The 25,681-nt window shown below is 35.9% G+C and carries 31 protein-coding genes and 1 pseudogene; 6 read left to right on the plus strand and 26 right to left on the minus strand.

The genetic code is table 11. The annotated features are described in order from the left end of the window. Nucleotides 1-19 precede the first annotated feature (19 nt). The 16 genes from EVJ48_00395 to EVJ48_00470 form a co-directional block, all read right to left on the minus strand. Nucleotides 20-682 carry an outer membrane lipoprotein carrier protein LolA gene (locus EVJ48_00395; GenBank protein ID RZV40415.1) on the minus strand — a complete coding sequence of 221 codons (663 nt, stop codon included), beginning with the start codon at nucleotides 680-682 and terminating at the stop codon, nucleotides 20-22. Continuing rightward, the gene (locus EVJ48_00400) at nucleotides 679-2,862 is read right to left on the minus strand and encodes a DNA translocase FtsK (protein ID RZV40416.1); all 2,184 of its coding nucleotides are present in this window, start codon (nucleotides 2,860-2,862) and stop codon (nucleotides 679-681) included. The genes EVJ48_00395 and EVJ48_00400 overlap by 4 nt, the downstream gene beginning before the upstream one ends. A 2-nt stretch (nucleotides 2,863-2,864) precedes the next feature. Beyond that, nucleotides 2,865-4,130 (minus strand): serine--tRNA ligase, encoded by a 1,266-nt coding sequence (locus EVJ48_00405; GenBank protein RZV40417.1) that lies wholly within the window; start codon nucleotides 4,128-4,130, stop codon nucleotides 2,865-2,867. A gap of 68 nt (nucleotides 4,131-4,198) precedes the next feature. Beyond that, nucleotides 4,199-4,444 (minus strand): F0F1 ATP synthase subunit epsilon, encoded by a 246-nt coding sequence (locus EVJ48_00410; GenBank protein ID RZV40418.1) that lies wholly within the window; start codon nucleotides 4,442-4,444, stop codon nucleotides 4,199-4,201. Next, entirely contained in the window at nucleotides 4,445-5,851 is a 1,407-nt protein-coding gene (gene atpD / locus EVJ48_00415; GenBank protein ID RZV40419.1) for a F0F1 ATP synthase subunit beta, read from the minus strand. A 35-nt stretch (nucleotides 5,852-5,886) separates the two neighbouring features. Beyond that, nucleotides 5,887-6,768, minus strand: coding sequence for an ATP synthase F1 subunit gamma (atpG, locus tag EVJ48_00420; GenBank protein ID RZV40420.1), 882 nt, complete (start codon nucleotides 6,766-6,768; stop codon nucleotides 5,887-5,889). Nucleotides 6,769-6,774: 6 nt separating this feature from the next. Continuing rightward, nucleotides 6,775-8,286 (minus strand): F0F1 ATP synthase subunit alpha, encoded by a 1,512-nt coding sequence (locus tag EVJ48_00425; GenBank protein RZV40421.1) that lies wholly within the window; start codon nucleotides 8,284-8,286, stop codon nucleotides 6,775-6,777. Next, entirely contained in the window at nucleotides 8,276-8,863 is a 588-nt protein-coding gene (gene atpH / locus EVJ48_00430) for an ATP synthase F1 subunit delta (protein ID RZV40422.1), read from the minus strand. The genes EVJ48_00425 and atpH overlap by 11 nt, the downstream gene beginning before the upstream one ends. Then, complete coding sequence (locus tag EVJ48_00435) at nucleotides 8,814-9,308, minus strand: hypothetical protein (GenBank protein RZV40423.1); 495 nt, start codon at nucleotides 9,306-9,308, stop codon at nucleotides 8,814-8,816. Before EVJ48_00435 ends, atpH begins: the two co-directional genes overlap by 50 nt. Beyond that, a complete protein-coding gene (locus EVJ48_00440; GenBank protein RZV40424.1) occupies nucleotides 9,305-9,733 on the minus strand; it encodes a hypothetical protein in 429 nt (142 codons plus the stop codon). Before EVJ48_00440 ends, EVJ48_00435 begins: the two co-directional genes overlap by 4 nt. 33 nt (nucleotides 9,734-9,766) lie before the next feature. Continuing rightward, a complete protein-coding gene (locus EVJ48_00445; GenBank protein RZV40425.1) occupies nucleotides 9,767-10,672 on the minus strand; it encodes a ParB/RepB/Spo0J family partition protein in 906 nt (301 codons plus the stop codon). A gap of 21 nt (nucleotides 10,673-10,693) precedes the next feature. Next, the gene (locus tag EVJ48_00450; GenBank protein RZV40426.1) at nucleotides 10,694-11,461 is read right to left on the minus strand and encodes a ParA family protein; all 768 of its coding nucleotides are present in this window, start codon (nucleotides 11,459-11,461) and stop codon (nucleotides 10,694-10,696) included. A 138-nt stretch (nucleotides 11,462-11,599) separates the two neighbouring features. After that, nucleotides 11,600-12,310 (minus strand): hypothetical protein, encoded by a 711-nt coding sequence (locus EVJ48_00455; protein ID RZV40427.1) that lies wholly within the window; start codon nucleotides 12,308-12,310, stop codon nucleotides 11,600-11,602. Beyond that, entirely contained in the window at nucleotides 12,311-13,804 is a 1,494-nt protein-coding gene (locus tag EVJ48_00460) for a glutamate--tRNA ligase (GenBank protein RZV40428.1), read from the minus strand. 246 nt (nucleotides 13,805-14,050) lie between these two features. Beyond that, nucleotides 14,051-14,245, minus strand: a complete 195-nt coding sequence (locus EVJ48_00465) for a CDGSH iron-sulfur domain-containing protein (GenBank protein RZV40429.1) — start codon at nucleotides 14,243-14,245, stop codon at nucleotides 14,051-14,053. A gap of 130 nt (nucleotides 14,246-14,375) precedes the next feature. Continuing rightward, nucleotides 14,376-14,744: a transcriptional regulator gene (locus EVJ48_00470; GenBank protein RZV40430.1), complete on the minus strand. Its 369-nt coding sequence runs from the start codon at nucleotides 14,742-14,744 to the stop codon at nucleotides 14,376-14,378. Nucleotides 14,745-14,900: 156 nt separating this feature from the next. Between EVJ48_00470 and EVJ48_00475 the strand changes: the two genes are divergently transcribed. Beyond that, complete coding sequence (locus tag EVJ48_00475) at nucleotides 14,901-15,314, plus strand: DoxX family protein (GenBank protein RZV40431.1); 414 nt, start codon at nucleotides 14,901-14,903, stop codon at nucleotides 15,312-15,314. Nucleotides 15,315-15,366: 52 nt separating this feature from the next. On the opposite strand, the gene EVJ48_00480 is transcribed toward EVJ48_00475, so the two are convergent. Together EVJ48_00480 and bfr are read right to left on the minus strand one after the other, a co-directional pair. After that, the gene (locus tag EVJ48_00480; GenBank protein ID RZV40432.1) at nucleotides 15,367-16,416 is read right to left on the minus strand and encodes an aldo/keto reductase; all 1,050 of its coding nucleotides are present in this window, start codon (nucleotides 16,414-16,416) and stop codon (nucleotides 15,367-15,369) included. Between the two features lie 29 nt (nucleotides 16,417-16,445). Next, the gene (gene bfr, locus EVJ48_00485; protein ID RZV40433.1) at nucleotides 16,446-16,913 is read right to left on the minus strand and encodes a bacterioferritin; all 468 of its coding nucleotides are present in this window, start codon (nucleotides 16,911-16,913) and stop codon (nucleotides 16,446-16,448) included. A 137-nt stretch (nucleotides 16,914-17,050) separates the two neighbouring features. On the opposite strand from bfr, the gene EVJ48_00490 reads away from it, so the two are divergent. After that, nucleotides 17,051-17,896 (plus strand): deoxyribonuclease IV, encoded by an 846-nt coding sequence (locus EVJ48_00490; protein RZV40434.1) that lies wholly within the window; start codon nucleotides 17,051-17,053, stop codon nucleotides 17,894-17,896. Here EVJ48_00490 and EVJ48_00495 read toward each other — a convergent pair. From EVJ48_00495 to EVJ48_00515, 5 genes and pseudogenes are all read right to left on the minus strand, one after another. Next, a complete protein-coding gene (locus EVJ48_00495) occupies nucleotides 17,886-18,830 on the minus strand; it encodes an ADP-glyceromanno-heptose 6-epimerase (protein ID RZV40435.1) in 945 nt (314 codons plus the stop codon). The genes EVJ48_00490 and EVJ48_00495 overlap by 11 nt on opposite strands. Before the next feature lie 64 nt (nucleotides 18,831-18,894). Further along, on the minus strand, nucleotides 18,895-19,470 hold the full coding sequence (locus tag EVJ48_00500; protein ID RZV40436.1) for a hypothetical protein: 576 nt from the start codon (nucleotides 19,468-19,470) through the stop codon (nucleotides 18,895-18,897). A gap of 115 nt (nucleotides 19,471-19,585) precedes the next feature. Beyond that, nucleotides 19,586-19,807 (minus strand): hypothetical protein, encoded by a 222-nt coding sequence (locus EVJ48_00505; GenBank protein RZV40437.1) that lies wholly within the window; start codon nucleotides 19,805-19,807, stop codon nucleotides 19,586-19,588. Between the two features lie 16 nt (nucleotides 19,808-19,823). Continuing rightward, a pseudogene (locus EVJ48_00510) lies at nucleotides 19,824-20,162 on the minus strand (1-phosphofructokinase family hexose kinase). A gap of 190 nt (nucleotides 20,163-20,352) precedes the next feature. Next, complete coding sequence (locus EVJ48_00515; GenBank protein RZV40438.1) at nucleotides 20,353-20,535, minus strand: hypothetical protein; 183 nt, start codon at nucleotides 20,533-20,535, stop codon at nucleotides 20,353-20,355. Between the two features lie 155 nt (nucleotides 20,536-20,690). Between EVJ48_00515 and EVJ48_00520 the strand changes: the two genes are divergently transcribed. Together EVJ48_00520 and EVJ48_00525 are read left to right on the plus strand one after the other, a co-directional pair. Then, nucleotides 20,691-21,146, plus strand: a complete 456-nt coding sequence (locus EVJ48_00520) for a DUF134 domain-containing protein (GenBank protein RZV40439.1) — start codon at nucleotides 20,691-20,693, stop codon at nucleotides 21,144-21,146. Nucleotides 21,147-21,201: 55 nt separating this feature from the next. Further along, the gene (locus EVJ48_00525; GenBank protein ID RZV40440.1) at nucleotides 21,202-21,582 is read left to right on the plus strand and encodes a hypothetical protein; all 381 of its coding nucleotides are present in this window, start codon (nucleotides 21,202-21,204) and stop codon (nucleotides 21,580-21,582) included. A 58-nt stretch (nucleotides 21,583-21,640) separates the two neighbouring features. On the opposite strand, the gene EVJ48_00530 is transcribed toward EVJ48_00525, so the two are convergent. Further along, nucleotides 21,641-22,669 carry an alcohol dehydrogenase gene (locus EVJ48_00530; protein ID RZV40441.1) on the minus strand — a complete coding sequence of 343 codons (1,029 nt, stop codon included), beginning with the start codon at nucleotides 22,667-22,669 and terminating at the stop codon, nucleotides 21,641-21,643. A gap of 358 nt (nucleotides 22,670-23,027) precedes the next feature. Between EVJ48_00530 and EVJ48_00535 the strand changes: the two genes are divergently transcribed. Continuing rightward, nucleotides 23,028-23,309: an alpha/beta hydrolase gene (locus EVJ48_00535; GenBank protein RZV40442.1), complete on the plus strand. Its 282-nt coding sequence runs from the start codon at nucleotides 23,028-23,030 to the stop codon at nucleotides 23,307-23,309. Between the two features lie 2 nt (nucleotides 23,310-23,311). Here EVJ48_00535 and EVJ48_00540 read toward each other — a convergent pair whose 3' ends face one another. Both EVJ48_00540 and EVJ48_00545 read right to left on the minus strand, forming a co-directional pair. Further along, nucleotides 23,312-24,304 carry an aminodeoxychorismate synthase component I gene (locus tag EVJ48_00540; GenBank protein RZV40443.1) on the minus strand — a complete coding sequence of 331 codons (993 nt, stop codon included), beginning with the start codon at nucleotides 24,302-24,304 and terminating at the stop codon, nucleotides 23,312-23,314. A 42-nt stretch (nucleotides 24,305-24,346) separates the two neighbouring features. Beyond that, a complete protein-coding gene (locus tag EVJ48_00545; protein ID RZV40444.1) occupies nucleotides 24,347-24,970 on the minus strand; it encodes a hypothetical protein in 624 nt (207 codons plus the stop codon). Nucleotides 24,971-25,291: 321 nt separating this feature from the next. Here EVJ48_00545 and EVJ48_00550 point away from each other — a divergent pair, with 321 nt between their 5' ends. Beyond that, nucleotides 25,292-25,681: a YjbQ family protein gene (locus tag EVJ48_00550; GenBank protein ID RZV40573.1), complete on the plus strand. Its 390-nt coding sequence runs from the start codon at nucleotides 25,292-25,294 to the stop codon at nucleotides 25,679-25,681.

Here is a 25,681-nt window from a genome sequence, read left to right on the forward strand (position 1 = left end):
AAATGATATTTAATTTTCGTTAATTTGCTTTAATTATTTTATAATACGACGGAAAATTAACGCTGAAAATTTTATCTTTTATACTGCCGTTAAATTTAACGTTTTTATATTTAAAAATAATCGTCTGTCCCTGATAAGTAATAATTTTTAAATATTTTATTTTTAAATTTCCGGAACCGAAACCGACGTATATTTTTTTAGCCCTCTGCATTTTTATAGGTTTTAAAACAAGTATTATTTCGTTTAATGAGGACTTTTTAAATACGCTTATTACCTTAAAATAATGGGTAAGGTTTCCGATTACTTCTACGACGTTAGGCGGAAATCCTCCTCTTTCGCCGCTTACGTTTATTACCGTTACTTTTCTCATATTTTTATTGACGATATAAAGTCTGCCGTTTTTTAAAACCTGCCTTTTATGAAAAGGGTATTCATAAATCCATGCCATTCCTTTATGTCTTTTATAATAAAAATATCCCTTAAACGCCATATTTTGAGAATAACCGGGTATCTCTTCCTTTTGATAAAAATATGCCGCTATTGAATAAACGTTTTTATATTTTGCCTCTATTTTATTAACCGTATTATTAGATTCGGCATAAGATTTGCCTGTAAAATATAGCGTAATAAAAGATTGCAAAACTAAAAAAAATATAAATAATTTTAACAATTTGGCTTTCATTTTCCCTGTCTCCTTTTTTTAGTCAAAATTCCTTCATTCTGCATTTTTTCTATTATTCTGGCCGCTCTGTTAAAACCTATCCTGAATCTTCTCTGGACGTAAGAAATCGAAATATTTTCTCTTTCTTCTTCGGATTGGACAAGGCTAAGCACCTCGTTATATATCTCGTCGTCAGGGTCGTCCGTAATTATTCTATCAAAATTACCGTTATTGTCAAACTCATTTATTAGCATTTCGTTTTTCTGCGACGGAAAGTTTTTTTCTTCTATAAATTTTATCGCTTTTTTAATTTCGTCTTCAGATATATATGAACCGTGAATTCTTATGAGCCTTCCCTGTCCAGGCGGCATAAACAGCATATCTCCGTTTCCCAGCAGTTCCTCGGCGCCGTTTGAATCTAATATCGTCCTTGAATCTACTTTCGACGAAACTAAAAAAGATATGCGCGAAGGCATATTTGCTTTAATAACGCCGGTTACTACGTTTACGGAAGGCCTTTGCGTAGCTATTACCAAATGTATTCCGCATGCCCTTGCCATTTGCGAAAGCCTTATTATAGACGTTTCAACGTCCTTCGGACTTGTAAGCATTAAATCGCTTAACTCGTCTATTATCACGACCAAATAAGGCATAGGCTTTAAGCCCTGCTTCCTGTATTTTTCGTTGAACTGTTCTATGTTTTTAACCTTTTCCGACTGCATTCTTTTGTATCTGGATTCCATTTCGGAAACAGCCCACTTTAATGCTACGCCTGCTTTTTTCGGATCATATACTACGTCGCTTATTAAATGCGGAAGATTTTCAAAAGGCGCCAGTTCTAATCTTTTAGGGTCTATCATTAAAAAATTAAGTTCTTCGTGGGTTGCTTTAAAAATAAGGCTCATAATGAGCGTATTGATAAAAACGCTTTTCCCTGCGCCGGTAGCTCCGGCTATAAGCAAATGCGGAGCTTTTGCTAAATCAAACACAATAATTTTTCCGGTTGTATCTTTTCCCAGTACTATAGTGAGCATAGACTTTGAATCCGCAAATTCTTTGGAATTGATAATTTCGGAAAACAATACGGTTTCCCTTTTATTATTTGGAACTTCGATTCCTACCGCCGATTTTCCTTCTATTACTCCGGTTATCCTTACTGGTTTAGATTTCAACGCCATAGTCAAATCTTCGGAAAGCGTCAAAATTCTTCCGATTTTAATGCCGCTGGCCGGTTCAAATTCGTACATTGTTATTACCGGGCCTGGATTTATGCCGGTAACTTTTCCCCTAACCCCGAAATCCATAAGCTTCTTTTCTATAAGAGTTGCATTAACAAGCAAAGACTGCTTGTCGGCTTTCTGCAAATCTTTTGCAGCCCCGTCCTCCTGTATTAAAGATATAGGCGGTATTTTTGAATCCCTATCGCCTATAAAGTCGAAGGTCGCCGGTTTTTCTTCTATGCGTACAGGCTGAACCGTTTCCGCCTTTTCTTCTTTTTTTTCCAAATCGCTTATAAGCTCTTCCCTTGTGCCTCCAAATAATTCTTTATTCATTACGAAACTTTTTTGTCTCTTTTTAAGCCCCTTTCTTTTTTCAAACCTTAATTTTATGAAATTAAAAAATGAGGCTATTTTTAACCGGAAGGATTTAAAGTCGGAAAATTTAATTTTCTTGGAATTTATTTTATTATAATATTCAGCGACACGTTTAAAGTCTATTTTCTTAAAAAAAATATAGAATGCCGACAGAAAAAGCAAGAATATAATTATTACGGCGCCCGCAAAACCGAAAAATTTAAAAATAAAGCCGTAAATTCCTCTGCCTATAAGTCCTCCGCCGGACATCATAAAGCCGTGATACGATATCTTTGGAAATAAGCGGTAAAGCATAACGGATAAGGCTAAGACGGAAAGCAAAATTCCTGCATAAAATCTTTTTGCAATAGTTTTGTTCAACAGCAAAACAACCCCGACCGACAAAATAAAAAAAATTATTAAAAAAGTATTAAATCCAAATAATTGAAGCAAAAAATTAGAAAGGACTCCGCCGAAATAGCCCCCCCAATTTGCTTTGTGAACCGTAGAAATAGAATAGGAATTAAAGGTTTGCTCGACTATATTGTATGAATAAAGAGATAGCAGTGAATAAATCGAAAAAAATACGATCAAAACTCCCCATATTGTCTTCTTACGGCTCGGCATATTTAAATAAATTCTTCCGTTCCAAAATAAGGCTTCAAAACGTCCGGAACTTTTATAAAACCGTCTTTAGTCTGGTAATTTTCTATTATCGCTATCATTACCCTGGGAAGCGCAAGTCCTGAACCGTTTAAAGTAGAAACAAATTCCGCTTTGGAGCTGTTATCTCTTTTAAATTTTATATTTGCGCGTCTTGCCTGAAAAGTGCCAAAATTAGAACATGAACTGACTTCAAGCCACTCGTTTATGCCTGGTGCATAAACTTCTATATCGAATTTTTCGCTTGCGGTAAAACTCAAATCTCCGGTACAGATTCTGATTAACCTGTGCGGCAGATCCAATCTGTTTAATATGTCCTGTGCGTCGGCTATTAAGCTTGATAATTCTTCCTTTGCAGTTTCCGGCGCAACAATCTTTACAAGTTCGACCTTGTCGAACTGATGGCCGCGCTTTATACCCTTGGTGTCCTTGCCTGCGGAAAGCTGCTCTTTTCTAAAACAAGCCGTATAAGCCGCATGTTTTATAGGAAGCTTATCCATCGGCAGTATTTCGTTCCTATACATATTTGTTACCGGAACTTCTGCCGTCGGAACGAACCACATTCCTGAATCTTCGTCCTTATAAAGATTATCGGAAAACTTGGGAAGCTGCCCCGTTCCGGTCAGGCATTCTTCGTTTACCATGAACGGCGGATACACTTCTTCGTAATCGTGATAATTTACATGGGTATCAAGCATAAAATTAATCAGCGCCCTTTGAAGTTTTGCCAATCCCTTTTTTAAAACGTAAAAACGGGTACCGGAAATTTTAACTCCCCTTTCGAAGTCTATTAAATCTCTTTTTTCGCCGATATCGTAATGAGTTTTGGGTTCAAATTCAAATTTTTTCTTTTCGTTAAAATATGCTATGGGAGTGTTTTCGGAATCGTCTTTTCCGACGGGCACTTCCGGATCGGGAATATTAGGCACGTTAAGCATAAGCGAATTAAGCCTTTCTTCTACGGCATTTAACTCGTCTTCTTGAACTTTAATCAGTTCGTTTATCTTTTTTACTTCTTCTTTTTTAATTAAAACGACTTCTGCATTTTTTTCCGAAGCTATTTCTTTTGAAAGCGTTTTTCTTGTATTCCTTAAATTTTCCGAATCGTATAAAAGTTTCCTTTTAACTTCGTCTAATTCAAAAATTTCGTCTATGGGAACGGAAACAAAAAGTTTTTCCATTTCCTTTTTAACGTATTCTTTCTGTTCCCTTATGAGCTTTATGTCTATCATATTTTATTTTTTAAGATTAACTTTTGTTATAAGTTTAATATATTAATATTTTTAAATCAAAATATCAATCAGGAATCTAATAAAATATTTACGTTATCGTTGCTTACTTCCGCAAATCCGCCGCTTAAAACTTCAATTTCTTTAATAGTTCCGTCCGTTTTGTATTTTATTAAGCCCTTCACTAAGTTAGATATAAAATTAACGTGTTTAGGCATAACCCCTTCTATGCCTGACTGCGCGGGAAGTTCGCAAAAATCCGTTTCGCCTTCAAAAATCAGCTTTTTTTTATCCGCTATTTTTAATTTTAACAAGATTTATTTACCTAATTCTTTAGCTTTTTCTATTACTTCGTCTATAGTGCCGGCCATATAAAAAGCCTGCTCCGGCAGTTCATCGTGTTTGCCGTCTAAAATTTCTTTAAAACCGCGTATCGTTTCTTTTAAAGGTACGTATCTTCCGGGAAAACCGGTAAAAACTTCCGCTACAAAAAAAGGCTGGGAAAGAAATCTCTGTATTCTTCTTGCCCTGTTTACTATCAGCTTATCTTCTTCCGAAAGTTCGTCCATGCCGAGGATCGCTATTATATCCTGTAGTTCTTTATATTTCTGAAGGACGGCCTGAACTCTTCTCGCTACGGCATAATGTTCTTCACCTATAATGTTTGCGTCTAACGCCCTTGACGTAGAATCGAGCGGATCAACCGCCGGGTAAATGCCAAGATCGACTATCTGTCTGGAAAGAACCGTAGTCGCGTCTAAATGGGCAAAGGTAGTCGCCGGAGCAGGGTCGGTCAAATCGTCCGCCGGAACGTAAACCGCTTGAACTGAAGTAATAGAGCCTTTTTTTGTGCTTGTTATTCTTTCCTGAAGTTCGCCCATATCCGTCGCAAGAGTAGGTTGGTAGCCGACTGCGGAAGGTATTCTTCCGAGAAGCGCGCTTATTTCCGAATTTGCCTGCGCAAACCTGAAAATATTATCTATAAAAACTAATACATCCTGTCTTTCTTCGTCCCTGAAATATTCGGCCATAGTAAGAGCGGACAGCGCAACCCTTGCCCTTGCCCCGGGCGGTTCGTTCATCTGTCCGTAAACAAGTACCGCTTTATCCAAAACTTTCGATTCTTTCATCTCCGTCCAAAGGTCTGTTCCTTCCCTCGTTCTTTCTCCGACGCCTGCAAATACGGAAAAACCCCCATGCTCTATTGCGATATTGTGAATAAGTTCCATGACTAAAACTGTTTTGCCAACCCCGGCTCCGCCGAACAACCCCGCCTTACCGCCCTTTAAGTATGGCTCCAGCAGGTCTATAACTTTAATGCCGGTTTCTAATATTTCCACGTTTGTGGACTGTTCTTCAAAAGTCGGAGCGGGTCTGTGTATAGGAAGCCTGGATTTAAAATGAGCTTCCGGCAGTTCGTCGACCGGTTCTCCCACTACGTTGAATATTCTGCCCAGTACTTCTCTTCCTACCGGAACGGTTATCTTGTTTCCCGTATCCGTTACTTTTATTCCGCGCGACAAGCCGTCCGTAGAATCTAAAGCTATGCACCTGACCATATCTTCGCCCAGATGCTGGGTTACTTCCAAAACTAAATTGTTTTCTTTATCGTTTATAGCAGGATTAGTCAAATACAGCGCATTGAAAATAGGCGGCAGTTTTTTATTTTCAAACTTGACGTCTATAACCGGGCCGACTACCTGGGCAACATAACCTTCATTCATGTATAAATTCTCCCGATAATTTAAAAATTAAAAATTTATTTTACCGCGTTAACTCCGTTTATAATATCTAAAATTTCGAGGGTGACCGCCGTCTGTCTGGCTTTGTTATAAGCTATCGTCAGTTTATTTATTAATTTTCCTGCATTCCTCGTAGCATTATCCATTGCGTTCATTCTCGACGCCTGCTCTCCGGCAAAAGATTCCAAAATTTTATAATAAATTTTAGTCCGAAAATAATTATTAAAAATTTTATCGATTACTTCATTTTCATAATCGACGGTTTCTTCTATTAAATAGCCCCCGCTTTTACTGGATTTATTCCCGTCTGCGGCTTCAAAAGGCAGAAGTTTTTCCGAATATGCCCTCTGCTGAATGGTAGAAATATAACGGTTCGATATTATATAAACTCCGTCTATCTCCTTATTTTTAAAATCTTTTATAACGGTATCGCATAAAAGCTCCGTAATATTCATTATTGAATCGCCGTCCGAATATAACATTCCGAAAACAATATTATAGTTATTTTTTTTAAAAAAATCATACGCTTTTTTGCCCAGAACATATAATTTTATTTTGCCTTCATCTAATCCTTTGCTTTTAATTTCTTCTTTAAATAGTCTAAACAGATTTATATTGAAAGAACCGCAAAGACCCCTGTCTGTAGAGATTATTACTATTCCGATATTTCTGCCGGCATTTCCCTCATTTTTTCCGTAAAAAGAATGAAGACACAGTACGCTATTGTTTTTAATGTTATCGACAACATTGTCGTAAATCGATGCATAAGCTTTATATTCGTTCATAGCCGCCTGATTTTTTTTGAACTTTGAACCGGCAACCATTTTCATAGCCTTAGTAATCTGCCTCGTATTTTTAATGCTGGAGATTTTTCTTTTTATAGATTTTAAATTAGGCATAAATTATCAGTCTTCTACGAAAATTTTTTTAAAATTGTCCAATGCCGTTAAAATCTTTGTTTTTAGAGTATCGTCAATAGATTTTTTTTCTCTGATATCGGAATATATTTCTGGATAATTATTTTCTATATAGTAAAGCAGTTCTTCTTCATATTTTTTTATAGACGTAAGTTTATAATCCTGCAGATAGCCGCTATTTGCGGCAAACAGTATAACGACCTCTTTCTCGACCGGCATCGGACTATACTGGGGCTGTTTAAGAAGTTCGGACATCATTCTGCCCCGCATAAGCATTTCCTGCGTAGTTTTATCAAGGTCGGCGCCGAACTGCGAAAATGCCGCCAGTTCCCTGTATTGAGCAAGCGAAAGCCTTAAACCTCCGGAAACCTGTTTCATAGCTTTAATTTGTGCGTCTCCTCCAACTCTCGAAACTGAAAGCCCCGCGTTGACGGCGGGTCTCGTTCCCGCATAAAACAGGTCGGTTTCTAAAAAAATCTGCCCGTCGGTAATCGATATGACGTTGGTCGGAATATAAGCCGATACGTCTCCCGCCTGCGTTTCAATTATCGGCAAAGCGGTGAGCGACCCTCCGCCATGGGCATGATTTAATTTTGCCGCTCTTTCGAGCAGTCTTGAATGCAAATAAAAAACGTCGCCCGGATATGCTTCCCTGCCGGGCGGTCTTCTTAAGAGCAGCGAAAGTTCTCTGTATGCTACCGCATGTTTTGATAAATCGTCGTAAATTATTAAGCAGTGCATACCGTTGTCTCTAAAATATTCGCCCATAGTGGCTCCGGTATAAGGAGCAAAATATTGCAATGCCGCAGGGTCGCTTGCGTTAGCCGCTATTATAGTGGTATATTCCATTGCGCCTGAACTCATAAGGCGGTCGTAAATAAACGAAATACTAGACTGTTTCTGCCCTATTCCGACGTATATACAGTAAACTCCGGAATCTTTCTGATTTAATATAGTATCGATTGCTATAGCGGTCTTGCCGGTCTGCCTGTCACCGATGATAAGCTCTCTCTGTCCTTTTCCGATAGGTATTAATGAATCGATAACTTTTATACCGGTATATAAAGGTTCGTTAACTTTCTGCCTCTGGACTATTCCGGGTGCTTTTTTTTCTATATTATAGTATTTTTCGGCCTGCACCGGACTTTTTCCATCTATAGGCCTTCCTAGTCCGTCTAAAACTCGCCCTATAATTCCTTTGCCTACGGGAACTTCGGCAATTTTTCCGGTTCTTTTTACGGTATCTCCCTCTTTTACCAAAAATTCTTCTCCGAGAACGATAACGCCGGCGTTATCTTCTTCCAGATTTAAAACATATCCGTAAACGTCGGGGGTAAATTCAAGCATTTCTCCTATTACAGCGTTTTTAATGCCGTATATTCTCGCAACGCCGTCTCCGACGGATAAAACCACGCCTACTTCGCTGATATCGATGCTTTTGGTATAAGATTCTATCTTACTTTTTATAATATCGGTAATTTCAGTAGGCTTAATTGCCATTAATAATAGCTCCTTGCTTTAAGTATTTATAAAAATTATCCAAACGGGTTTTTATACTTGAATCGTATAAAACGTTATCTATATTTATAATGTAACCGCCTACGATATTTTCGTCTATTTCGGACTTAATAGATACGGTTTTTTTTAGCGCTTTTTCTATTATCGCGATAAGTTTGCTTTTTTCTTCCGGTTTTAGTTCTTTTGCGGAAATAACTTTTACTTTCAATATATTATTGCGGTTATCGCGCAGATTTGAATATTCCGTAAAAATTTTAGGAAGATACTCTATTCTTTCCTGTTCTATTAAAAAATGAAGGAAATTTATAAAATACTCGTTAAAAGAAAGTTCTTTGCTCAGTAATTTTATAACTTCAAATCTTTCCTGTTTATCTATGTATGTCTGCGAAATAAATTCTTTAAGGCATAGCTTTTCGTAACAAAAATTAATAAACTTATTGAAGTCGTTAAAAATTTCATCGACTATGTGAAAATTTGCGGCTACGTCGAATAGAGCCGAACTATAGCGCTTACTTATCTGACTGTCTTGCAAATCCTTCCTCTTGTGCTTTAAGAAAATTTTCGTTTAATTTATTATCGCTGTCGGATTCTATCTTCTTTTTTATCTTTTCGTTTGCGGTTTGAAAAGACTTGCCTATCATTTCTTCCAGAAGCTTTTTCCTGTGATTGTCTATTTCGGCTTTTGCATGTTCTAAATAAGCATTGACGATTTTATCGGCGGTCATTTCGGCGTTTTTAATGATCAAATTTTTTTCCGCTGCCGCTTCTTTTATTGCGTCTTCTCTAATTTCACGCATCTCTTTTCTTGCTTTCTCAAGTTCGGCTTTAGCCTCTTGATATATCTCTTTAGCTTTTTTTTCATATTCCTTGGCTTTTTCGAGATGGGATTCTATGTCGTGCCGCCTGCCGCCCAGAAATGTTATGCCGTATTTAATATAAATATAAGCTATTCCTACAGCAAGTATAATAGTATCAAATATTCGCCAGAAGATTTCGATATTCATAAATTTATAATTTTTTTTGATATTAAATCGGCAATTTCTTCGGATTTCAACATATAATCTTTTATTAAATCGTTTTTTTCTTTATCGAAGTTTTTAAGCGCCTCGGTTAAATTTTCCGACGCTTTTTTTCTGGCTTCGGCAATTATTCTATGCGCTTCGGCTAAACCTTCTTTTTTGTAAGATTCGCGAATACCGTTTAATTCTATTTTTAATTTATTTTTTTCCTGCTCGGCAGATTCATATAATTTTTTAGTTAAATCTTCGAAATTTTCTTTGCCGTCTTTATGGGTGGATAAAATGGTTTCCCGTTCTTTAAGAATTTTTCTTATAGGTTTAAACAAAAAAAGGTTTAAAAGATAAGTAAAAATTAAAAACGAGACGGCTTCAAATAAAAGCCCCTGCCAAGTAATGACTAATTCTGGCATACGATGTTTATATTTTATATTTTTATTATTATATCAATTTTTATTTATAAATTCTATAATTCTTTCAAGCTCTTCGCCCGAATAAAATTCTATTTCTATTCTGCCTTTAAGCTCGCTTCCTTTGCTCTTATAATTAATTTTAACTTTAGTCTGAAGTTTTTCAAGCAGTTCTTCTTCATAACCTTTAATCTGATATGATACCGATATATCCTTTGTCGGCTTCTTTTCTTTATTTTTTGATTTAAGCTCTCTGACCTTGCGCTCCGTTTCCCTTACGTTTAATTTTTCGCCGGAAATCGTATTTAACAGCATGCCGGCTTCATCGTCGGACAACCCTACAAGATTTCTTGCATGCGAAGGAGTTATTTTCCCGTAAATAAGCTCTTTTTTGACTTCATCGGGCAGGGAAAGAAGCCTCAGCATATTGGTAATAGTAGCCCTGTCTTTCCCGACTTTCGCCGCAAGTTCTTCATGCGTAAGCTTGTATTCTTCTATAAGCCGCATATAACAGTTTGCTTCTTCAATGACGTTTAAATCCTGTCTCTGTATGTTTTCTATTAATGCAATTTCAAGTGCCGCCGCACCGGAAATGTCTTTAATGATTGCCGGAACTTTTTTAAACGCAAGCTCAACGGCGGCTCTGTATCTCCTTTCTCCGGCTATTAAATCGTATCCGCCTTCTTTTTTAGATTTCGCAACTATTAAAGGCTGAATTATGCCGTTTTCTTTAATCGAGTTTTTCAACTCGACAAGCTTATCTTTATCGAAATACTGCCTTGGCTGATATACGCCGGTATTAATTTTATCTATTTCTATTTCAAAAACGGAAAACTTATCGTCTATACCGGGCATATTCTCTTTTATGTTGAAATCGGTTAACAGCGCCCCGAGCCCTCTGCCCAGCACATTTTTTTTAATATGTTTTGCTTTTTCTTCCATATTATTAGTCCTTATTTAAGTTTATGCCGCTTTAGATAAAAACTCTTTTGTAAGTTCTAGATAGTAAACCGCACCTTTTGAATTTATGTCGTATAGAATTATGGGCTTTCCGAAACTGGAACTTTCCGGAAGTTTTACGTTTCTCGGTATAACGTTTTCGTAAATTTTCTTTCCGAAATATTTTTTAACTTCGCTTACGATTTGATTTGTAAGGTTGGCTCTTCCGTCGAACATAGTAAACAAAACCCCTTCTACGCATAAATTTTTGTTTAATCTTTGATTGACTAATTTTATAGTCTGCATAAGCCGAGATATCCCTTCTAAAGAATAGTACTCGCACTGCATAGGAATTAAAACGCTGTCCGAAGCGGTCAGTGCATTAATAGTCAAAAGCCCTAAAGAAGGCGGGGTATCGATAAAAATATAATCATAATCGTCTTTTATTTTATTTATAATATTTTTTTTAAAAAAATACTCTCTTTCCTTAACGTTTACGAGTTCTACCTCTATGCCGGCAAGGTCTGAATTTGCGGGCATTAAATAAAGATTTTTCATCTGCGTACGATAAACTGCATCGACTACTTCGGCCGTGCCTGCAAGACATTCATAAACGGTAGGTTTTCCGTTATCGGCGGAAATGTTTAACCCGCTTGTGGCATTCGCCTGAGGGTCCGCATCTATCAGCAGCACCTTTTTCTCGTATGCAGATAAGCATGCGGCAATATTAACAGCGGTAGTAGTTTTGCCCACTCCGCCTTTCTGATTTGAAATACATACTACTTTTGACATAAAATTAACCCGCAAACATCATTTATATATATAATCAAAAAATTACGGAATAATTATATCATTAATTAAATTTAATTCCAATTTATTCTCGTTTAATTTTAAGAATATAATTGTTTCACGTGAAACAATTATATTCTTTCACATTAATGCTATAAGCTTTCCGCAAATAAACCCTGCGGCGGCGGCGGCTCCGCCTATCAAAACCATTTCGGAAGCGCTTTTTAATCTGCCTGTCTTAGTTACTTTTGCTTTGGCAAGTCCGGTAAAGGCAAGAACGACGACGGTAAAAATAATTGAAACGGAAACTGCCGTTAATGAATGTTTAATAAAGAAAAAAGGCAACAGAGGCGGAATACCGCCTGCTAAAAAAGATAATCCGGTATATGATGCTATTTTTATCGGGTTTTCATAGTAATCTTTGCTTATCCCAAGTTCGTCCTGAACCATAAAATCAAGCAGTATTTTTTTATCCGACATAAGTTTTTTAACTATAGGCTTTATTTCTTCTACCGTAAATCCTTTATCTTGGTATATTTCATATATTTCTTCAATTTCATGTTCCGGATTTTCTTTAATTTCCCTTATCTCCCTGTTGATTTCTTTCTGGTAAAATTCGTTCTGCGATTTTGTGGCAAGATAAGCTCCAAAAAACATCGAAACTGTACCTGCGACGATTTCCGCGGCGCCGGACATTAAAACAATTTTTAAGTTTATCAATGCGCCGGTGACGCCGGCTATAAAACCGACCGTAGTAACTAAACCGTCGTTAATTCCAAATACGAATTCTCTTATCAATCTGCCTTCCGGCGTATGCCAGTCTTCGTTATGAAATCTTTTTAACGGATCCAATTATTGCCTCCCATATAGCCTTTTAAGCGTTCTTTCCCTGCCCATAAATTTTATAATTTTAAGAATTGACGGGCCGTCCGGCCGTCCTGTTATGCAAAGCCTTAACGTTTCATAGCAGTCTTTTAAGGTTTTGCCGCTTTCGGAAACAGATTCTTTAACGGCATTTTTTATTGCATTTTCGTCGAATTTATCGGATTTTATTTTTTGAAGATTATCTAAAAGCGTTTCTTTTAATTTAATATCATATTTAATTTCCTGCGTTTCTGTCTTAAAATCTTCAAAAAATATCTTAATTGCGGCTAAAATTTCTTTAACGGTCTTAAACTCGTTTTTTAAAAAATCTATTATTTCGACGAATACTGTTTCTCCGTAAGATTCTTGTAGTTTTTTAAGCGTTTCTTCCGAATTAAATTTTTCGATTAAAATCTTTATCAATCTTTCGGTTTTTATACTCTGCAGCCATTTTTCGTTTATGTGTTTTAATTTTTCTTCGCTAAAGATTGCGCTGGAACCCCTTACTTTTTTTATGTCAAAAAGCTCCGCAATTTCTAAAATATCGGAAAATATCTCTTTTTCCGATATTTTTTCTTTGCCGTTTTCAAATTGACGGACGGTAAAAGTATTGCCGGTTACCGCAAGGTAATTTAATATCGCTTCGGGAAGATAGCCTTCTTTCTTATAATATTCGATATTTGCCGCCGCATCTCTTTTCGACATAATTTTGCCGTCTTTTCCGTACAAAAGTGAAATATGCGCAAAAACAGGCGGGATTTTATCTAAAGCGTTAAGAATTAAAATCTGTTTAGGCGTATTGCTTATATGGTCTTCGCCCCTTATTACGTGGGTTATTCCGATATCGTAATCGTCTATTATAGAGGCGAAATTATACGTAAACCTGTTATGCTCCGTTTTTAAAATAAAATCGCCTATAAGTTTCGGATTAAACGAAAGCAGTCCGTGAACGGCGTCTTCAAATTCTACGGCTTTAAAATTTCCTCCCGCTTTTAAAACTTTGGCTATATTTAAACGAATTGACGGATATATGCCCCGTTCTTTAAACTGACCGCTTAATTTTTCTTTTTCGTAGCTTGAAAGATTTGCGCATCTGCCGTTATATATATAAGGTTTTTTTGACTTAACGGCAATTTCTTTGGACATTAAAATTTCTTTTTCGGTGCAAAAGCATTCATATATAAGGTCTTTTTCTTTCAGAACTTCAAGATATTTTTCGTAAACCTTCGTCCTTTCGGACTGCCTGTAAAAACCGTCGTATTTAATTCCAAACCAATTTAAATCTTTAATAATTTCGGTTTCATACTCTTTTTTGCTTCTCGCTCTATCCGTATCGTCTATTCTTAGGATAAATTCACCGCCGTATTTTAGGGCAAAAATATAATTAAAAAAGGCTGTCCTCACCCCTCCTATGTGTAAATTCCCCGTAGGACTCGGCGCAAAACGAACCCTGACTCCGTCCGCTTTTAAATTTTCTTTCATTTTTATTAATTATATTGATTGATGCTTATTTAATTTATTTAATAGTTAAATTTGATTGCGTATAGAATAACATATATGAAAGCGGTTATTCAACAAAATCATTTAAAGGCAGGGAATATAAAAATGCGTCAGATTAATTTTACTTAAAATCTTTTATCGTTAATAATTTATTTTCGTATGCGTAAAATAAAACCTGACACATTTTTATATTATATATTGCAGTAGAATGGTTTTAATGATTACTAATTATAGTTTAACTCTTTTTTCTCCTTCATAAACATAAACTCCGTTATCGGATTCGTCCTTCGTATGGTCGTGCGAACCGTCGCAAAACGGAAAATTCTTTGATAAACCGCATGCGCATACATAAATAGGAAATTTTGCGTCTTTTTCTTCGATTGCAATAGGCAGTTTCTTTTCGTGCTTGACTAATCTGGGCATAATAAATACCTCCTTAATTAAATTAAGTTAATTTAATGTTTATAAAATTTTATCCTTAATAATAATATAATGTTTCTACGTATATATTGTCAATCAGGGATTTTAAAAATACTTAGTACTTTTTATATACTTAAATGTGGGCTGATTTTTCGATCTGTTTGATATTCTTTTTATTTTTAATCGTCCAATCGTGCAGTATTTCAATAGCATCGGTAAGTTCATTGCCGGCTTCGGTAAGACTGTATTCCACCATTATAGGTTTAATAGAAATGATTTTTCTGTTTATTGCGCCTATTTGCTCCAAAACTTCCAGCCTTTTTGAAAGTTCGCGCGAGGAAATTCCATCTATCTTTTTTTTAATTGCGTTAAATCTCATTTTTTCGCTTGAAAGTTCTTTAATTATCATCAAAGACCACTTGTTTGCAAGTACTTTAAAAGCTTCCTGCGCTGGACAATAGTTCTTATTGGTTTCGTTTTCCATAATATAAAATAATACCATTTTCTAATATAAAATGTCAATTAAGTATCTTTTATTATACTTAATAATAAAAAAATCCCTGATTGACGATTTTTATTTAATAGAATATCATTATTACATAACATATTTACATTAAGTTATTTAACTAACTTTAAATTTTTAAACGGAGGAATTATTATGAAAAAAGAATCTGTTACATTATTCTTTTTAAGATTTGTGTTATTCCTTAGCTTTTTCTATCATGGAACGGGAATTCTTTTCGACTGGTTTGACGGACCCGGAGTTAAAGGATTTGCCGGATACATGCATTTCCCTATCGCAATTGCCGTTCTTGTAGGAATTGCAGAAACTACCGGCAGTCTTGCAATGATTAGCGGAGTTTTAACAAGAATCGGCGCTATAAACATTATGCTCGTAATGCTGGGCGCCATATTTTTACTGCACCTGCCTAACGGTTTCAACATAATGGCCAACGGATACGAATATGCATTAACGGAATTTGTAATCGCTTTAAGCATATTTATTATGGGTCCCGGCGATTTTTCGCTTACTAAATTAGTTACTAAAGAAACTCCTTTTATTTTGCAGTAAAATTCTCACTTTTAATACAATGCCGGAATTGAATTCCGGCATTGCCGCAATTTTATTTTAATTCGTCCGGATTTAATGATTTTCTGTTATTCTGCCATTCTACCATCCATTGCGGATATAATTTTTTCGGCATAGTAACGTTCGACAGTTTGGAAATTTCATCTTCCGTTAAATTAATCTTTACGGAACCTAAATTGTCTTCAAGCTGAGACATCTTGTTGGCACCTACAATAACCGACGTAACGCCTTTTTGAGCCAAAAGCCAGGCAAGGGATAATTGAGCAATCGTTACGTTTTTACTTTTCGATATGCCCGTCAATACGTCTATCGCATCAAATCCCCTTTCATCAATAGGAGGAAAATTAAATTCGCTTCTTCTTGCGCCTGACGGCTTTTGATTTTGCCTTGTATATTTTCCCGTTAAAAAACCGCCGGATAAAGGAGACCATGTAAGCACCCCAAGACCTTCTTCATTGCATAAAGACAGAAGCTCATGTTCTAAATCACGTGCGGCAAGAGAATAATATGCCTGAAGAGAAACAAAGTTTGCGTAATTCTTCGCTTTTGCCAAGTATAATGCTTTCATAATATGCCGTGCCGTCCAGTTTGAAACGCCGAGATAGAGAACCTTGCCCTGCCTTACTAAATCGTTCAGGGCTTCGAGAGTTTCTTCCAATCCGCAGGACAGATCCCAGCCGTGAACCTGATAAAGGTCGATATAATCGGTTTTTAATCTTTTTAAGCTGTTATTGCACGCCTCTATAATATGTTTTCTGGAAAGACCGGCATTATTTACGTCTCCCGTGCCGTTCATCGCCGCTTCGCTAAGCGGCGAACGAACTTTCGTCGCGATAACGAATTTTTCTCTTGGAACGTTTAAGATTTTTAATGCATTGCCTAGTATCTCTTCGGACTCTCCGAACGAATACATATCCGCCGTATCGAAAAAATTTATTCCCGATTCATATGCTTTTTTAACCATTGCATTAGCGTCTTCCTGCCCTACCGCGCCTATATTCCTGAACTTAAACCCAAAAGTCATCGTTCCTAAGCAAAGCCTCGATACTTTTAGTCCTGTATTCCCCAAATTAACGTACTCCATACAAAGTCTCCTTGCATTAAAATATTATATTATTTCCGAAATGTAGAAAGATAAACGGGAAGCCCCATCTGTTCTATCTGGTCAAGATACTCCTCAAGCCTGTCTATATGTTGTTCTTCATCGTCTAAAATCGACTGCAATAAATCTTTAGTGCCGTTGTCTTTTATTTCTGCGGCAAATTTTATATCTTCGTTATAAGCTTTGATTGCGACTTCTTCTGCTTCCCTGTCGTTTTTATGCATTAATTCGACGTTAGACCCTATATGAAGTTTATTGTAATTAGACACAATCGGTATTCCTTCGAGAAATAATACCCTGCCTATTAATTTTTCGGCATGTTTCATCTCGTCTATAGCCCTTTTTTCTACTTCTTTATGCAATTCTTCATAACCCCAGTTGTCCAGCATTTCTGCATGAACCATATACTGATTTATAGCGGTTAGCTCTTCTGCAAGCCTTAAATTAAGCCTTTTAATAATTTCTTCGCTGCCTTTCATAAACTTTGCCTCCTGAATTTTAAAATATTTTATTTATTTTCCGGTTTGTATATTAATTATATCATACAAAAATAATCCGTCCGGGGTATAATAGATAACAAGTTTAAATTAATTGCGAAAAAGGATTATATATATTTATGCATATGGTTTTAGGCGCTCACGTTTCAGTTGCCGGAGGACTTAAAAATGCCTGTATTTCCGCAGAAAATACCGGTTCGACGGCTATACAGATATTTACCAAGAGCCAATTAAGATGGCAGGCTAAAGAATTGAATGTCAATGAAATTAAAGATTTTAAAGAATGCGCAGCCGCTCAAAAATTAATAGTTTTGTCGCACCTTTCATATCTGGTAAATCTTGGAAGTTCTGACGAAGATATAACGAAAAAGTCGTTGAACGCCTTTATCTGCGAAATTAATAGATGCAGTATGCTCGGCATTAAATATTTAATATTCCATCCCGGATCTAATAAAAATTTAACGGAAGAAGAAACTATTAATAAAATTGCCGAAAATTTGAATATAATTTTAAGTAAAACTAAGGATTTTAAAAACGTAATTTTAGTAATAGAAACTACTGCCGGACAGGGAAACCAGATAGGTTACAAACCGGAACATATTGCCGAAATTATTAAACTGTCCAATAATTCTGAAAGACTCGGCGTTTGTATAGATACTTGCCATATTTTTGCCGCCGGATACGACATAAGAACGTCCGACGCTTACGATAATTTTATGAAATACTTTGATAAGATAATAGGATTTAATAAATTATACGCCTTTCACCTGAACGATTCCCTCAAACCTTTAGGATCAAAAATCGACCGTCACGCTCCTATAGGAAAAGGCTATATAGGACTTGAAGCATTCAGATTTATTTTAAACGATAAAAGGCTTGAAAACATTCCGCTCATAATAGAAACCCCGGGCGGCGACAAAGAACATAAGGCGGATTTGGATACTTTAAAAAATCTTATCGGTTAAGCCAGCCTAAATATTTTTTTACCCCTTCTTCGACCGGCGTAAAGTTTTCTTTATATCCGATGTTTCTTAATGCCGCTATATCCGCTTCGGTAAAGCTTTGATAGGCGCCTTTAAGGTGCTCCGGAAACTTAACGTATTCCAGAGAGCCTTTCCCGTGATATTTTATTACGGCGTTTGCAACATCGTTAAACGACCTCGCATTACCCGTACCTATGTTAAATATTCCGGATTTTGAAGGATTGTCCATAAACCATAAGTTAATCTTTGCGCAGTCTTCGACGTAAACAAAATCGCGTCTCTGCTCTCCGTTGCCGTAACCGTCTGTCCCCTCAAAAAGCTTTGCTTTTCCCGTTGCAATTATCTGGTTGTTAAAATGATATGCGACGCTCGACATAGTGCCTTTATGAGATTCCCGCGGACCGTAAACGTTAAAATATCTAAACCCAGCTATTTGATACTTCGCACTTTTAATTACGCTCCTGACGAACTGGTCGAACTGAAACTTTGAATAAGCATACATATTTATCGGAAGCTCGCATTCTCTTTTTTCCGTAAACCCTTTTTTGCCGAGTCCATAAACCGAAGCCGAAGAGGCATAAATATATTGGGCTTCATTTTCCTGACACCATTTTAAAAGCTCTTTGGAATACTCGAAATTATTCCTCATTATAAATTTCCCGTCCCATTCGGTAGTCGAAGAACAAGCGCCTTCATGAAAAATTGCCGTTATCTTTCCAAAATCGTAATTTGATTTGATTCGTTCAATAAAATCTTCCCTGTCCATATAGTCTAAAATATCAAGATCGTGAAGATTATACATTTTTTTTCCGTTAGTTAAATTATCTACGACCAATATATTGGACTCGCCTCTTTTATTGAGTTCCTCTATAATGTTAGATCCTATAAATCCCGCACCGCCGGTAACTACTATCATGTAAATGCGCTCCTTTTATATACGATTTTAATACGATTATTAAAAAAATATGCGATTTTTATTTTTAATTGACGTCTATATTAGATTTTCTGTTCCACATATAATAAAAATTGCGCAGCGCAATTTTTATTTCGCTTTTGTTAGTAATATACGTAGCATTGTTGTCTTGATTTTCGGCATGCCCGCAATTTCCCTCGTAGCAGGATGCTCCCTCCGCCGAAGGCGACCAGTTAGCCGAACCCTCCCTAAATACGACGCCGGGTATGATAAATATTTTTTCATGCATTATATTCCAAAACCCTCTGTCTCTTTTTGCTTTTATAAAAATATTTTTTACGTTTTTAAGCATATAAGTTCTGTCTGTTTTGTCTTTCATCTGTAAATCGTCCCTATAAATATAAATCTTAACCCCTCTATGCGCAAGATATATTAAATCTTTTGCAATTTTATAATCGGTGAAAGAAAACATTGCGATATATAATCTCTTGGAAATCAAAGATTTATTTAACCAATGTATGTCTATATTTTGAAGATTATATCTCGGAGAAAAATAAGTTACGGTCTTGGCGTTAGCCGATAAAGGCATTAAAAAACAGCTCAAAAACATAAAAATTAACGCTGTCCGTACAACTGATTTCATAAAAGACCTCAATCTTAATTAATATGACTACTTATAAATAAATTTATTAAAAATTTTTATTATTATATTATAGACGAAATTCGTATGCAACAGATATAAGTATAGGTACTGCCGACTAAATATTTATTTTTTCTATTTTTATTTCTTTTACGATATTATCGACAATATCCATTGTAAACAGCTCGGTCCCCGGCATCTGCACTGTTGCCGTACCGCAAGCTATTCCAAGTTTTAGGGAATCTTCGGCACTGCCTCCGTTTGCGATAACGCTCAAAATACCGGCAACCATAGAATCTCCTGCTCCTACTCTCGACACCACGGGAACTTCCGGAGACACACACACACACACCGTACATAACGCCTTCTTTTGAGGCTAATATCGCTCCTTTATGCCCTATAGATATGAATACGTATTCTATGCCGTAATTATGCAACTCTTTTGCCGCAGCGGCAATATCATTCGCAGAATCAAAATTTCTTTTGACTAACCTTTCAAGTTCATGTATATTCGGCTTTATTATATAAGGCTTAGATTTTACCGCGCTGTTCAATAAGGCGCCGTCTGCATCTACTAAGCATTTTATGCCAGCGTTTTTCAAACGCATACATAATATGCTGTATATGTCATGGGTTATATTTAAAGGAGGGGAGCCTGTAAGCACGGCAAAACCGTCTTTTGAATAAGCGTATATAGTTCTTTTTCCAGTTTATCGAGAACCGACGCGCTCATAGCGGGACCCATGCCGTTTATCTCATATTGCGAAACAGGGTCGCTTTGCTGAATAACGCAATTTATCCTTGTCTCGCCTTCCTCCCATATAAAATGCGGGTCGTCTAACTCGTTTCTTAGAATATCGGCTATAAGAGTTCCTATTTTTCCGGCTAAAACACAGCAAGTCGTAGCCTTTGTTTTAAGTCTTTTAATGCCCTGCCCACATTTATTCCGTTTCCGCCCGGATCAAACCTTGTTTCAAACGAATGAATTTTTTCGTCGTCGACTAACTTTTGAATTTTATATGTAACGTCTAATGCGGGATTTAGAGATAATACGGCTATATTAGCCAATTAATTCCTCCTATATAAAAGATTCACCGACTTATTATACCAATAAATTTAAGAATAAAAAATATAATTTCAAAAATATATTGACATTCATATATATTTATTTTAATATATAGTTATTGGCATATGCTAATAATAAAATTAAAAATGAAATAAATATGAGACCTTATAAGTGCCGAAGAATTGAGAAAGAGCCGGAAATAAAATTTTTTAAACCGAACGGAATTCCGGCAAAATTTTTGGAGAAAGTAGTTTTGACGGTCGATGAATTCGAAGCGGTAAGGCTAGCTGATTTAAACGGCCTGTATCAGGAAGAAGCGGCGGAGAAGATGAGCATATCAAGACAGACGTTCGGAAATATTATAGCTTCCGCTCGCCGAAAAATAGCGGATTGCTTAGTTAATGCTAAAGCTCTTAAAATAGAAGGAGGTGAGATAGAAATGAAACGAAACTTTTTTTGTTCAAACTGCAACGGTACTTGGAATGAGCCGTTTGGAACCGGCAGGCCTGAAAAGTGTCCGAAATGCGGAGATAAAAACTTTCGCAGGGTTAACGATAGAAACGAAAAATGCGGACATGGAAGAAAGGGACGCCGTTGCGCAAACGGAAATTAATAGATAATAAAAAATACTTTAATTTAATTTTTTAATTTTAACAAGGAGATAAACTATGAGATTATGTATCCCGACGGTAAATTTTGAAGCCCAAAAAATAAGCAAACATTTTGGAAGCGCCCCTTATTTTTTTATATACGATACTGAAACGGAAACTTCCGAAGTTATTGCAAATTCAAATAAAAATCACGAACACAATATGTGCAACCCTGTAGGCGCTTTAGCCGGCAAAAACGTAGATACGGTCGTTTGTTTCGGCATAGGGGAAGGAGCTATAAGAAATCTGGAAAGAAACGGCATTAAGGTTTATAAAACCGATAAAAGTTTAATTTCGGATATTCTTACGGACAGCAAGGAAAATAATTTTTCGACTTTTGAATTTGGACATACCTGCTCTTCGCACGAACATCACCATAATGCAGGCTGTTCCCATTAAAGCAAAATTTATTCCGTTATATACGTTTCACGTGAAACATATATAACGGAATATCTAATTATGAAACTTTTAAAACTTTAGCGCCTTCAATTTTTTTATTTTTGACTTCGTATAAAGCGGTATTTGCTTCTTTTAAATCATAAATTTGAAATTCAGGTTTTATATTAAACCTTGCGGCAATTTCCAAGACTTCTTTAATATCTGCAAACGCAACGTTGGCAACCGATTTTATTTCCTTTTCCATCCATAAATCACGCGCATAATCGATATTTAATATATAATCTTTGTCTGAATCTTCTTTTCTTATATTATTTATAACAAGTCGACCGCCTGGTTTTATATTTTTCATAATTTCTATTACCGACATCCAGACCGGAGTGGTATCTATAACCGCATGTAATTTTTCCGGCGGAATATCTTTAATATCTCCGCTCCAGTATGAGCCTAACCGTAAGGCAAGTTTTCTTTCGTTTCCGGATCTTGCAAAAACAAAAAATTTAGAATCCGGAAAAATGGCTTTGGCTATCTTAAGGACTAAATGATTGGAAGCTCCGAATCCGAGAAAACCTAAATTCATTCCGTTTTTAATTCCCGAAAGTTTTAAAGCCCTATACCCTACGGCGCCTGCGCATAAAAGCGGAGCAACCTCTTCATCCGTAAAACTTTCCGGTATAATTGCGGCATAGTTCTCGTTTATCTTAGTATATTCCGCATAACCGCCGTTCACGTCTTTACCTGTAGCGACAAAATTGACGCATAAGTTTTCAAACCCGCTTTTACAATATTCGCATTTTCCGCAAGCAGAATTAATCCAGCCTATCCCAACCCTGTCTCCTATCCTAAGTTTATTTACTTCGCTGCCGGTCTCAATTACTCTGCCGACTATCTGATGTCCGGGAATAACAGGAAGATTAATAGGTTGTATTCTTCCTTCTATTTCGTCTAATTCGGTATGGCAGACCGCGCAGGCATTAATCTTAACTAAAACTTCATTTTTATTAATTTTAGGAATTTCGGATTCCGCTGCAATTAGAGGCGTTTTATTTATTTTTAAATCCGATATTTTAGTTAACATCATCGATTTCATAGTAGTATTTACCTCATTTATCTATAAGCTTGAGTTAATCTTAAATCCATTACTTTTTTATCATCCTCTTTAATTTTTAAGACTAATTCATATTCTTTATCTTTAATATTAATTATTTTATAAAATTTTTTTGTGGCAGTAACGCTTTCCATAACTCCTCCTTTTCGCATATATTATGTGATATTCTATATATAATTAAATATCACATAATTTTAGTTTGTCAATTAACATACATAATTAATATGAGATATATGGAATTTGGACATTTATTTTACTTTTTAATTTTACGTTTGACTTTAATATTTAGGTTCTAAAATTAGGTTATTTCGGGGCAAGCACCGGAGCCGCGGCGGCTCTAATCGCAGCTGCAAAAAGACCAAGCATTATTTATGCCGTCGTTTCAAGGGGCGGCCGTCCAGACCTTGCCATGGAGAGTTTACCTGAGGTTAAGGCGCCGACGCTGTTAATAGTCGGAGGGAACGACTTTGAGATTATCGAATTAAATAGAACCGCTTATAAAAATATTCCGGCAAAAAAGAAACTTGAAATTATACCGGGAGCTACTCATCTTTTTGAAGAACCGGGGGCGCTGGAAGAAGTTGCCCGCCTTAGCGCAGAATGGTTCTTAAAATACTTATAATCTTAATATATAGGAATATAAATTTTTTTAATAATTTCGTCATATTCTTTTTTAATATCGCTGTAAACCGTAATGCCGCCGCCGCTTCTGTAAAAATATTCTCCCGCCGTTTTTTCTATAAATCTTATCATAACAGAACTTTTAAAGGTTTCCCCGTCGTATATGCCGAATACTCCTGTATAGTAGCCCCTTTCTTCCGGTTCGGTTTCCTTTATAATTTCCAAAGTTTTTCTTTTAGGCGCCCCGCAAATGGAACCTGCAGGAAGCATGCCGCAAAGAATGTCCCCGAACCGCCTATTTAATTCAGGTTTAATTTTGCCTTCAATCTCGGAGGTCATCTGCAATAATTCTCCAAAATTTGTTTTAACCGTTTCTATAAAACAAAACCTGTTGACTTTTACGTCTTTGCATACGATATTCAAATCGTTTCTTAAAAGGTCAACGACCGTTAAATGTTCTGCCCTTTCCTTTTTATCGTTTACAAGAATTTCTTTTGCGTTAGGAATACCGGCGTCTATCGTTCCTTTAATAGGATAAGTAAAAATCTTTCCGCCGGATATGTTGATAAAAGTTTCGGGGGAAAATAAAACAAATTCTTGAAACGCATTCTTAAAATACAGCTTATATTTAGACCTGCTCTTATGAAATATTTCCTGCAAACCAAGATTAATCTTTACTGGGCTTTTAAAGGTTAAATTTACGAGATACGAATTGCCGGCCTTCTCATGTTTAATAACATTATTGAAAGCTTTTTTATAAATTTCGAACGGGACCGGATTTTTTTTAATTCTGAATTCATTTTTATCAAATATATTATCTGCATATCCCGTATAATTGTCTGCGCCGTCTATAGAATATTTTATATCGTGGTCTTTCGTCTCCGCTAATTCCATAATAACGGGAAACTTCATCTCAAAATCTACGATAAAAAGAAACTTGATTCCGTTTATCCCATAATAATTCATTTTTTCTATGAAATTAGAATCTAAAATCATATCGCGTTAAGATTTGGCAAATCGTGTTTTATAGCGAACAAATTAAAATACTACGTTGCAAATATCGATAGTAATATCTTCCGGTTCGAGCATTGCGTTTATTAGGGATATTTTTTGAAAACGGCTTAGGTCGTAGGTAGAAACCTTTTTTTCTATTATCTCGCCATTTTCTAAAAGATGGCGCCTTTTCACTCCGTTTAAAAGGTAAGTATCCGGCGTAATCCATTTTTCTCCGTCAAACAAAATTATATTAGAAAAAGAGGTATCGGTTAACAGGCCGTTTTTTATAAAAAGAATGTCGGACAAAGCGTCAATTCCCGTTAAGAATGAATTTATAAGCGTTCTGTCTTGATATTTGAACTCATAATTAAACGTCTTATACTCTGGAAGAAAAACCTTTGAATCTAAATCGACAACCTTTAATCCTTTGATTGTTCTTTTAATATAAGGGGTAATTTCGATATTTTCGATACGGTTAGAATAAGTCAGCCGGCATTTATAAATGCCGGGTTTATATTTGCATGGTTCAGGCAAGAAAAAATTAAGGTCTATTTCGGGATTGAACCCGCAAAAATGATTTATGGTATTATTAATTCTTTTATTATGATAATCGATAAGTTTATAATGTCCGTCGATTAATTTAATCGTATCTATGAAACGAAGCATAATTTAATATATTAATAAAATTTTACTGATACGGTTTCGAGTAAAAAATCCGGTAAAAAAACTATTATACTATAAAAATTAATTTTTTACTTAGGCTTTCAGGCTGTTACCCGCCGCTTGAAAAAGCGTCAAATTATGATAGTATTAAAATTAAGAGAGAATATATAATTTTAATAAAGAACTCAAAATTGGAAAATCAAAAAAATTATTTAAAATTTGTATAATGAGATCCATTTAATTTTCTTAATCAAAATTATAAGCGGTCTTTCTTGAAAAGCTTAATCTTACCTATTGCAAAAAGCAGGCATAAAATCTATGAAAATATATAATTTCTCGGTAAAAACCGCCAAAAGAAGCGAATTAATAGACATTACGCAAACCGTTGAAAATTTTATAGTCAAATACGGCAAAGATGACGGACTTTGTTTGGTTTATTCGCCTCACACTACAACCGCAGTTATTATCAATGAAGCATATGACCCAGACGTCGCTTTCGATATAAATCGTTTTTTAGATAATTTGGCGCCTAAAAACAATAATTACCGTCACGCCGAAGGAAATTCCGACGCCCATATAAAAGCGGCGATAATAGGCAATTCAAGGATATTGCCTTATTCCGGCAATAAGCTGAATCTCGGAAGATGGGAAGGAATTTTTCTTTGCGAATTTGACGGACCAATACAGAGAAATATTAACATAATTTTAATTTAA

Source organism: Candidatus Acidulodesulfobacterium acidiphilum, from assembly GCA_008534395.1.
Taxonomy (GTDB): domain Bacteria; phylum SZUA-79; class SZUA-79; order Acidulodesulfobacterales; family Acidulodesulfobacteraceae; genus Acidulodesulfobacterium_A; species Acidulodesulfobacterium_A acidiphilum.

Coding starts and splice junctions, on each gene's coding strand:
- EVJ48_00395 (RZV40415.1), bottom strand. CDS start 682: ATGAAAGCCAAATTGTTAAAATTATTTATATTTTTTTTAGTTTTGCAA.
- EVJ48_00400 (RZV40416.1), bottom strand. CDS start 2,862: ATGCCGAGCCGTAAGAAGACAATATGGGGAGTTTTGATCGTATTTTTT.
- EVJ48_00405 (RZV40417.1), bottom strand. CDS start 4,130: ATGATAGACATAAAGCTCATAAGGGAACAGAAAGAATACGTTAAAAAG.
- atpD (RZV40419.1), bottom strand. CDS start 5,851: ATGAATGAAGGTTATGTTGCCCAGGTAGTCGGCCCGGTTATAGACGTC.
- atpG (RZV40420.1), bottom strand. CDS start 6,768: ATGCCTAATTTAAAATCTATAAAAAGAAAAATCTCCAGCATTAAAAAT.
- EVJ48_00425 (RZV40421.1), bottom strand. CDS start 8,286: ATGGCAATTAAGCCTACTGAAATTACCGATATTATAAAAAGTAAGATA.
- EVJ48_00435 (RZV40423.1), bottom strand. CDS start 9,308: ATGAATATCGAAATCTTCTGGCGAATATTTGATACTATTATACTTGCT.
- EVJ48_00440 (RZV40424.1), bottom strand. CDS start 9,733: ATGCCAGAATTAGTCATTACTTGGCAGGGGCTTTTATTTGAAGCCGTC.
- EVJ48_00445 (RZV40425.1), bottom strand. CDS start 10,672: ATGGAAGAAAAAGCAAAACATATTAAAAAAAATGTGCTGGGCAGAGGG.
- EVJ48_00450 (RZV40426.1), bottom strand. CDS start 11,461: ATGTCAAAAGTAGTATGTATTTCAAATCAGAAAGGCGGAGTGGGCAAA.
- EVJ48_00460 (RZV40428.1), bottom strand. CDS start 13,804: ATGAAAGAAAATTTAAAAGCGGACGGAGTCAGGGTTCGTTTTGCGCCG.
- EVJ48_00465 (RZV40429.1), bottom strand. CDS start 14,245: ATGCCCAGATTAGTCAAGCACGAAAAGAAACTGCCTATTGCAATCGAA.
- EVJ48_00470 (RZV40430.1), bottom strand. CDS start 14,744: ATGGTATTATTTTATATTATGGAAAACGAAACCAATAAGAACTATTGT.
- EVJ48_00475 (RZV40431.1), top strand. CDS start 14,901: ATGAAAAAAGAATCTGTTACATTATTCTTTTTAAGATTTGTGTTATTC.
- EVJ48_00480 (RZV40432.1), bottom strand. CDS start 16,416: ATGGAGTACGTTAATTTGGGGAATACAGGACTAAAAGTATCGAGGCTT.
- bfr (RZV40433.1), bottom strand. CDS start 16,913: ATGAAAGGCAGCGAAGAAATTATTAAAAGGCTTAATTTAAGGCTTGCA.
- EVJ48_00490 (RZV40434.1), top strand. CDS start 17,051: ATGCATATGGTTTTAGGCGCTCACGTTTCAGTTGCCGGAGGACTTAAA.
- EVJ48_00495 (RZV40435.1), bottom strand. CDS start 18,830: ATGATAGTAGTTACCGGCGGTGCGGGATTTATAGGATCTAACATTATA.
- EVJ48_00500 (RZV40436.1), bottom strand. CDS start 19,470: ATGAAATCAGTTGTACGGACAGCGTTAATTTTTATGTTTTTGAGCTGT.
- EVJ48_00520 (RZV40439.1), top strand. CDS start 20,691: ATGAGACCTTATAAGTGCCGAAGAATTGAGAAAGAGCCGGAAATAAAA.
- EVJ48_00525 (RZV40440.1), top strand. CDS start 21,202: ATGAGATTATGTATCCCGACGGTAAATTTTGAAGCCCAAAAAATAAGC.
- EVJ48_00530 (RZV40441.1), bottom strand. CDS start 22,669: ATGAAATCGATGATGTTAACTAAAATATCGGATTTAAAAATAAATAAA.
- EVJ48_00540 (RZV40443.1), bottom strand. CDS start 24,304: ATGATTTTAGATTCTAATTTCATAGAAAAAATGAATTATTATGGGATA.
- EVJ48_00545 (RZV40444.1), bottom strand. CDS start 24,970: ATGCTTCGTTTCATAGATACGATTAAATTAATCGACGGACATTATAAA.